General features: G+C 67.3%; 8 protein-coding genes. 6 read left to right on the plus strand and 2 right to left on the minus strand.

Translation table 11 applies throughout. The features are described from left to right. Positions 1-890: 890 nt before the first annotated feature. Entirely contained in the window at positions 891-1472 is a 582-nt protein-coding gene (locus ABZV91_RS31420; protein ID WP_355249358.1) for a putative glycolipid-binding domain-containing protein, read from the minus strand. Between the two features lie 206 nt (positions 1473-1678). Further along, the gene (gene dnaA / locus ABZV91_RS31425; RefSeq protein WP_355249359.1) at positions 1679-3928 is read right to left on the minus strand and encodes a chromosomal replication initiator protein DnaA; all 2250 of its coding nucleotides are present in this window, start codon (positions 3926-3928) and stop codon (positions 1679-1681) included. Positions 3929-4509: 581 nt separating this feature from the next. Between dnaA and rpmH the strand changes: the two genes are divergently transcribed. The 6 genes from rpmH (at position 4510) to rsmG (ending at position 8144) form a co-directional block, all read left to right on the plus strand. After that, positions 4510-4653, plus strand: coding sequence for a 50S ribosomal protein L34 (gene rpmH, locus ABZV91_RS31430; RefSeq protein WP_058854877.1), 144 nt, complete (start codon positions 4510-4512; stop codon positions 4651-4653). Positions 4654-4758: 105 nt separating this feature from the next. Then, complete coding sequence (gene rnpA / locus ABZV91_RS31435) at positions 4759-5160, plus strand: ribonuclease P protein component (protein WP_355249360.1); 402 nt, start codon at positions 4759-4761, stop codon at positions 5158-5160. Continuing rightward, positions 5157-5504: a membrane protein insertion efficiency factor YidD gene (yidD, locus tag ABZV91_RS31440; protein ID WP_355249361.1), complete on the plus strand. Its 348-nt coding sequence runs from the start codon at positions 5157-5159 to the stop codon at positions 5502-5504. Before rnpA ends, yidD begins: the two co-directional genes overlap by 4 nt. A gap of 4 nt (positions 5505-5508) precedes the next feature. After that, entirely contained in the window at positions 5509-6609 is a 1101-nt protein-coding gene (gene yidC, locus ABZV91_RS31445; protein WP_355249362.1) for a membrane protein insertase YidC, read from the plus strand. Positions 6610-6686: 77 nt separating this feature from the next. Then, on the plus strand, positions 6687-7232 hold the full coding sequence (locus ABZV91_RS31450; protein WP_355249363.1) for a protein jag: 546 nt from the start codon (positions 6687-6689) through the stop codon (positions 7230-7232). Positions 7233-7397: 165 nt separating this feature from the next. After that, on the plus strand, positions 7398-8144 hold the full coding sequence (rsmG, locus tag ABZV91_RS31455) for a 16S rRNA (guanine(527)-N(7))-methyltransferase RsmG (RefSeq protein ID WP_355249364.1): 747 nt from the start codon (positions 7398-7400) through the stop codon (positions 8142-8144). Positions 8145-8301: the final 157 nt, after the last annotated feature.

The raw sequence follows: 8301 nt of genomic DNA on the forward strand, positions 1-8301 counted from the left end.
CGTGGACAACCTGTGGATTCCTCGAGGATTCCTCGAGGAATCCACAGGTTGTCCACACCCCTCTGACCGGAACATCGCTGTTCAGTAGCTGTGGACGAAATAGCCTGTGGAAACTGTGGATAAACAGCATGTGGACAACTTGCCCCCAGCACCCCCTCGATCCTGTGGATGGACCAGTGGACAACCTGGGGAATTCACAGGTGTGGATAGAGCAAAACCCCAGTTCAAAGCTTCCACCGGCTGTTAGCGACACACCTGTGGATGCTTCCGACACGCCGATGTCCGGCGGACTCGGTGGCAGCAGCGGAAAAACGGGTCATTCGGCCGATTCGCCAAGCGGACTGCGGCGGAGAGACTTTCGGTTCGGTCAACGAGCAGGAGGTGCCTCGGGCGACCTGGTCGACACAGCGGCTCGGCGGATTTGCCCGACCGGCGAACGCGATCGGATCGGTGGTCGCCTCGTCCCGCATATGCCCGGAGCCGCCATGGTGCCCGGCCGCGATAGATCACGCGTACCGATCACCGGCTGTCGGCGTCGCACGGGGCGGCCCGGGGCGCCGTCCTCTCCGACCTCTTTCCGGTATCCGTGTACCCACCACCCGGGACGACGGCCGGCCTCTGGGGCGCCGTGCCCGCCGTCTTTGCCCTCGGCTCACCACCTACTGGCAGTGTCGCCGGCTCGGCGAGGACTGAGTTCCCCGCTCGGCACCGGGGTGGCCGCCGAACCGCTTCCGGCCCAGCGTCCATGACCGCTGGTCCGCCGACCCGCGGTCCCGGCCCGTCGTGCTCGCCACGAGCGGGTCCAGCGCTGGTCGACGGCCCCGAGGGAGCCACGGTCCGGAAGCCGCTGCGACGCTGTGAGAATTCTCCTGAGCCGGTCAGCGGCCGACTCAGGCGGCGCGGGTCGCGACCCCCGGATAGCTCAGCACGAGGCCCGACGCGTCGTAGACCAACCGGCAGGAGAAGTCGAATGCGGGCGCGGAGTAGTCGTAGCACTGCCGGGCGCCGTCGTCGGTGGTGCGCTGGTATTCCTGTTCCAGGCGTTCGACGGCGAGATCGGTCGCGCGGACGTAGACCGCAGGTGCCGCGGCCCGGCCGCCCACAGGTAATTCCAGGCGGTGCACCGGCAACATATTCGTCATCGCCGACGATTCCAGGTCCACATCGAGGCAGCCATCCAGATGCGGTGCCTCCGTTCGGTCGATCAGCCACCGTCCGGCACCGTCGGACTCGATCAGTACTGTATGCCACCCGTCCGGCGATCGGCCGGTGATGCGCGCGGCGCGGGTGGTCCAGCGCGAATCGACCGTGATCTCGTAGTGCACGAACCAGGCCTGATCGTCCTCGACGGCGGTGGTGCACCCGTCCATTCGACGGCCGTCGCCGTCCCGCCGCAGGTGGACGACCTCGAAGCCCGACCGGGCGTCCCGATGCGACCATGCCGCGGTCGCCGGTGGTTCGGTGAACGACATCCCTGCCCGCCTTCCTCGAAGCGGCGGGCGCCCGCCGCTTCGGCTCGGTCTTCCGGCCCCCGGATGGTCCGGGCTGCGCGTCGGAGCCCGGGGCGGCCGATTGCCGGTGCGTACGTGAATGCCGCCGCGAACAGGTCACCACGGACCGAGAGCAGTCATCGGTCGGATCGTGAGAATCGCCGCCGGTGACCGCGCGGACCCGACGGTCAGCGGGAGCGCTGTTTGATCCGCGCGGTGAGCTCCTGGACCTGGTCGTATACCCGGCGGCGCTCCGACATCTCCTTGCGGACCTTCTTCTCCGCGTACATCACCGTCGTATGGTCGCGCCCGAACGCCTGACCGATCTTGGGCAGGGACAGATCGGTGAGTTCCCGGCAGAGGTACATGGCGATCTGCCGGGCCTGGGCGAGCGGCCGAGCCTTACCCGGGCCGGTGAGCTCCTCCATCGAGGTATTGAAGTACTCGGCCGTCACGCCCATGATCGTGGACGCGGTGATCTCCACATCCTGTGATTCGGGCATGAGATCGCGCAGCACCACCTCGGCCACGGACTGATCCAGCGGCTGCCCGTTCAACGACGCGAAAGCGGTCACCCGGATCAGGGCACCCTCGAGCTCGCGAATATTGCGTTCCACCCGGCTGGCGATGAGTTCCAGGACGTCGTGCGGCACATCGAGGCGGTCCATGCGCGCCTTTTTGCGCAGAATCGCGATCCGCGTCTCCAACTCGGGCGGCTGCACATCAGTGATCAGACCCCACTCGAAGCGCGTGCGCAGTCGCTCCTCCAGCGTGGCCAGCTGTTTGGGGGGCCGATCCGAGGAGACCACGATCTGCTTGTTCGCGTTGTGCAGGGTATTGAAGGTGTGGAAGAACTCTTCCTGGATGCCTTCTTTGCCCTCGATGAACTGGATATCGTCCACCAGCAGGATGTCGGTCTCCCGGTAGCGGCGCTTGAACGCCACTTTGCGGTCGTCACGCAGACTGTTGATGAAGTCGTTGGTGAATTCCTCGGTGGAGACGTATTTGACCCGCATCCCCGGGAAGAGCCGCTGGGCGTAGTGACCGGCGGCATGCAGCAGGTGGGTCTTGCCGAGTCCCGACGCACCCCAGACGAACAGCGGGTTGTAGGCGCGGGCGGGGGCTTCGGCGATGGCGACGGCCGCGGCGTGCGCGAAACGGTTGGACGCGCCGATGACGAAGGTCTCGAAGGTGTACTTCGCGTTCAGGCTGGCCGATGGCTTCGCCGTATCCCCGGCACCCTGGGATTTCGCGAAGAAGGTGGGCCAGGAGTCCCGGATGTTCACCACCTTCTCGTCCTCGGGATGCACGTCGGGTTCCGGATCGACCCCCGGGTCGCGGACGCTCTCGCGCAGACTGTCGCGGTCGGTATCGCGGACCTCGTCGCGTGGTGCGAGATCACCGGGGGCGAGGTCGGCTGCGAACAGCGTTTCCTGAGCGGGCCGGGCGGCGCGTCGCGGGGGGAGGATCGGATCCAGTTCGGGCCCGCCGTCCCGGACCGATGGCGCACCGCGCTCTCGGCCGTTGGTCACCGGGTCGGCGATATCGCCGCGGCTGCCGGCATAAGGGTCCAGGTACTCCGCGGGCGGGTACTCCCGGTCTCGTTCGTAGCCGTTGTCCCGCGGGTATTCCGCGGCCGGTGTGTATTCGCGCGGGTAGGACCGTGGGACCGGATAGGGGTCCCGTATCGGCTCGTCGGTTTCGCGGGGCAGCGCCGGATCGGAAGGAAAGCTTCCGCCGTGCGGCAGCTCGGGCAGGGTGGGCCGACGCGGCGCCTCCCCCGGGAGCGGATCGGTACCGCGCGGCAGCGTCGGATTGCGGGGCAGTTCGCCGGTCAGCGGCAGTTCGGCCTCGTGGGAGAAGCCAGGGCCGGGGAAACGCGGCTCACCGGGGACTTCCGTGGGGTGTGGGAACCCGGGTTCCGGCTGGTATCCGCGGTTCGGATATTCACCACTGCCGGAATCGCGCACGGTCTCGGCCGGCCACGAGGCCTCAACCGGATCGGTCGCGGGAAAAGCCGGATCGGTCGCGGGGAAGGCGGCCGGGCTCGGCCGGGTCCGGCCGTTGCCGAAATGCTCGGGCCGCGGAGCCGGCTCCGGTCGGCTGGTCATCCGGGCGTGCCGGGCGGGACCGCTGTCGGCCGCGGTGGGCAGGGGCGCGGCTATCCGGACCCCCAGACCTTCCACCTGCGGCCCGAGCCGGCGGCCGAGCGACCGGAGAATCGGTTCACGCAGGTCGCGTTCGATGGCTTCCTGAGCGAGTGAGGAGGGAACCGAAAGGAGCGCGAAACCCTGGACGACCATCAATGGTTTGACCAGCTTGAGCCACGCCTGCTGGGCTCGGGTCACCGCGCCGATGGCTCCGTCGGGCGAACCGGTGGTCAACTCCGCGACCACCTCCGGCCACACCGTGGCCAGTACGTTCTGCTCGTCGTCCATCCAGTGTCCTCCCCGGGAGTCGGTTGCTCGGCGCAGACGTCCGGGGCTCGCGGTGCGTCCACTGTACTGGTTCCTCCCAGTGACACCGCATACGTCCGCACCACCGATCTGCCGTATCCCCAGGGATACGGTGCCCGGGGACGCTGCCCGGAATCCCCGATCTTCCGGCTGCGGCGTGGCACCTTCGGCCCTACGAATATGCCATTCACAGGGTATTTCCACACAATTATCCACAGGTAGGGACGATCTCAGCGGACCACCGCCCGCGATCCCGCGCTGTGCGCGGGTCGGCGGTGAGCGCCCGACCTGCACCCCTGTGCGTCCCCCACGATCGCATGGTGATCATCACCACCCGCGGGCCGGGTACCCGGCCCGCTCGGTGCCTGCGCGGGTCGCCGCGACCAGGGGGGCGGGTTTGACCCGGTAGAACCGGATAAGTACTCTCGTACAGTCACCCCCCGGCGCGGTGACCGTTCTGTGCTGACCGTTCGCCAGGACCGCGGCGTCGGGTAGACATCGCCAGAATCACCGAAAAAGCTTCGGGTGCCGCAGGGCGCCCACCAATTCGAGGAGTGTTGACCGTGGCCAAGGGCAAGCGGACGTTCCAGCCGAACAACCGTCGTCGGGCGCGGGTCCACGGTTTCCGTCTCCGGATGCGGACCCGTGCGGGCCGCGCTATCGTTTCCGCGCGCCGGCGTAAGGGCCGCGGCACCCTCACCGCCTGATTCCCCGTCGAATTCGGTGTCCGATGCCGGGTCCGCCGAACCCCGTAACCCACGCCGCCGGTAGCTACGCCGCAGCGGCGGCTTCGACAAGCCTCGGGCGTCCGAGTGCTTCCTGAGCCGCACCGGCTGCACGACCGTGCCGACTTCTCCCGAACGGTACGGCGCGGCAGGCGAACGGGAAATCGGGACCTGGTCGTCCATGTGCTGGCCGATCGGTTCGATCCGGCAGCGTGCGACGCGGCGGTTCGATTCGGCGGTCCGCGATTCGGGCTGATCGTCAGCAAGGCGGTGGGCAACGCGGTCGTACGGCACCGCACGGCTCGCCGCCTGCGTCATATCTGTGCAGAATTGACCGTCGACATCCCCGCCGAGGTGGATATCGTGATCCGCGCACTTCCCGGTGCCGCCACCGCCGGCAGCGGCGAGCTGAGCCGCCAGCTGCGCAGCGGGTTGCGCAAGCTCGGTGTTCTATCGGCCGTGACGGCCGGCCGGGGTGCGTCGCGATGAGCGCGCTGGGTGCGCGCGCGGCGACCGTCCGCCGGTGGCCCGCGAATATTCTGATCTTCTCGATCGAGCTGTACCGGACATACGTCTCCCCCACTCGCATGCCCGTGTGCCGATTCACCCCCACCTGTAGTGAGTACGCGGTCACCGCACTGCGCACCCGCGGGCTGGTGACAGGCCTTGGACTGACGGCCGTGCGACTGGCCAAATGCGCCCCCTGGCACCCTGGTGGGTGGGATCCCGTACCGGAGCGGCGGCGCAACGTCGGCCACGACGATCCGCGGACCGAAGCTTGTAAGGGATCACCGCATGCGGTGATCGGTGACACTACCGACGGGAGTGCATAGAGCCGTGCTCGATTTCATCTACTATCCGGTGTCCTGGATCCTCTGGTTCTGGCACCGGGTCTTCGGCTTCGCCTTCGGGGCGGACAACGGCCTTTCCTGGGCTCTGTCCGTGGTGTTCCTCGTCTTCACGCTGCGTTTGGTGCTTTACAGGCCGTTCGTGAGACAGGTGCGTACCACCAAGCAGATGCAGGAACTGCAGCCGCAGATCAAAGAGCTGCAGAAGAAGTACAAGAACGACCGCCAGAAGATGGCGCTGGAGATGCAGAAGCTCCAGAAGGATCACGGCTTCAACCCGCTCATGGGCTGCCTGCCGATCCTGGCCCAGGTGCCGGTCTTCCTCGGTCTGTTCCATGTGCTGCGTTCGTTCAACCGGACCGGGCACGGCTTCGGTCAGCTGGGGATGGATCCCTACACCAACGCCCACACGCCGAACTACGTCTTCAACGCCGACGATGTGCAGTCCTTCCTGAGCGCCCGAATCTTCGGCGCGCCGATCTCGGCGTTCATCACCGCGCCGGCCGACGAGCTGCTTGCCTTCGCCGACTACGGCGGCATCCCGAGCAAGGTCAGCATCGCCGCGGTCGCCATCCCGCTGATGATCATCGCCGCGATCGCCACCCACTTCAATGCGCGGGCCTCGGTGGCCCGCCAGAGCGCCGAGGCCGCGGCCAACCCGCAGGCTGCGCTGATGAACAAGCTGGCGCTGTGGGTGTTCCCGTTCGGCGTGCTCGTCGGTGGCCCCTTCCTGCCGATCGCCATCCTGCTCTACTGGGTGTCCAACAACATCTGGACCTACGGCCAGCAGCACCTCGTCTTCGGCCGGATGGCGAAGGAAGAAGAAGCCAAGCGTCAGGCCAAAGCAGCGAAACAGGCCGAGAACGCGCCGAAGCCCGGCGCGAAACCCGTCGACACCAAGAAGAAGCCGGTGACAGCCGATAGTGCGGCCGATCCCGATTCGGCGGAGGCCGGCAAGGCGGAAACGAACGGTTCGGCAGCGGCGAAGCCGACCGCCAAGTCGGGCGGTAAACAGTCGGGCCAGCGTCGGTCGAGTGGTCAGAAGCGGCCGGGCAACCGCGGCCGGGCCAATCAGAAGCGTCGGCGCTGAGCCACTCCCCCAGACCCCTTGTGATCGTGATCCCGGCCGGGGCAGGCCGGGGTCCGACGAGCAGATAAAGGAAACACATGACTCTCGAGACCGAAGGTGGGGACGCCACCGTATCCACGACCGTCGTGGAGACCGAGTCCGATGACGCGGTGAGCGAGGCCGAGGAGGCGCTCATCGAAGAGGGTGAGATCGCCGCCGACTACCTCGAACAACTGCTCGACGTGCTCGACTTCGACGGTGATATCGATCTCGACGTCGAAGGCGACCGTGCGGTGGTGAGTATCGATGGCGGTAAAGACCTGACGAAACTCGTCGGCCACAGCGGCGAGGTGCTCGATGCCCTCCAGGAGCTCACCCGGCTCGCGGTACAGCAGTCGACCGGTATCCGCAGTCGGCTCATGCTCGACGTGGCGGGCTGGCGTGCCAAGCGCCGCACCGATCTGAGTGCGCTCGGCGCTGCGGCCGCGCAGCGTGTTCTGCAGACCGGATCCCCCGAAGAACTCGCTCCCATGACGCCGTTCGAGCGCAAGATCGTGCACGACGCGGTCGCCTCGATCGAGGGTGTCGCGAGCGAAAGCGAAGGCGTCGAGCCGAACCGTCGAGTGGTTGTGGTCCCGGAGTGACACCGCGACTCGTGCGGTAGCCGAGTGGTCGAGTGAGGCCCGGGTCGACGGACCCGGGCCTCACCCGTTTCCGATATCCCTCCCTTGTCGCTGTGCCGCGACAACTACGGTTGAGGGCCGGTAGAAAATGTTTGTGACAGCGAGTCGACACGACCACACAGAAGGGTGTTTCACGTGAAACCAGATCTCGGCGATTTGGAGGCCGGCCCACCGGAATCGCTGCCGCCGGCCGAAGCGGAGATCATCTTCGGTGCCCGGTTGGAATTGGCACGTGATTATTGGACCGCCCTCGCTACCGCCGGGGTGGAACGCGGACTGATCGGACCGCGCGAAGTCCCGCGCCTCTGGGAGCGGCACATCCTCAATTGCGCGGTCGTCGGCGAACTGATCGGCGAGGGGGCGTCTGTGGTCGATATCGGCAGCGGTGCCGGGCTGCCCGGAATTCCCCTCGCATTGGCCCGCCCGGACCTCCGTATCGTCCTCGTGGAACCGCTCCTCCGTCGCACCGTCTTCCTGAAGGAATTCATCGACGCCGCCGGTCTCGCGATCACCGTGGTGCGCGGCCGGGCGGAACAGCCCGGTGTCATCCAAGAAGCAGGCGGCGCGGATGTCGTGACCTCCCGCGCGGTCGCTCCCCTGGCGCGGCTGGCCGAATGGTCGATCCCGCTGCTCCGGGAGCACGGCCATATGCTCGCCCTCAAGGGATCCAGTGTGGCCCAGGAGCTGGAGCGTGATCGCGCGGCGGTCGAGCTGGCCGGGGCCGGCAATTTCTCCGTGCTGGAATGCGGCGCCGGGATAATCGCCACTCCCACCATGGTCCTGTCGGCAGAACGGCTGAGCCGCTCGGAGCGCGCACCGAGAAAGTCGATCAAACGGGCCGCGCGGGCGGAACGCCGCGTCGGCCGCAAGTAGCGGCGGACCCACCACGGTCCCGGGCGGCAAGCGGATGTTTCACGGGAAACATCCGCTTGCCGACGGCCATGGGATGGGCGATCCTCCGTCCCGGAGTCCCGGAGTCCCGGAGTCCCGGAGTCCCGGAGTCCCGGAGTCCCGGAGTCCCGGAGTCCCG

Origin of the sequence: Nocardia sp. NPDC004568 (assembly GCF_040609955.1) — a bacterium.
GTDB lineage: Bacteria > Actinomycetota > Actinomycetes > Mycobacteriales > Mycobacteriaceae > Nocardia.

What these genes read in the sequence shown, in the direction of transcription:
- ABZV91_RS31420 (WP_355249358.1), bottom strand. Translation starts at nt 1,472, where the DNA reads ATGTCGTTCACCGAACCACCGGCGACCGCGGCATGGTCGCATCGGGAC.
- dnaA (WP_355249359.1), bottom strand. Translation starts at nt 3,928, where the DNA reads ATGGACGACGAGCAGAACGTACTGGCCACGGTGTGGCCGGAGGTGGTC.
- yidD (WP_355249361.1), top strand. Translation starts at nt 5,157, where the DNA reads ATGAGCGCGCTGGGTGCGCGCGCGGCGACCGTCCGCCGGTGGCCCGCG.
- ABZV91_RS31450 (WP_355249363.1), top strand. Translation starts at nt 6,687, where the DNA reads ATGACTCTCGAGACCGAAGGTGGGGACGCCACCGTATCCACGACCGTC.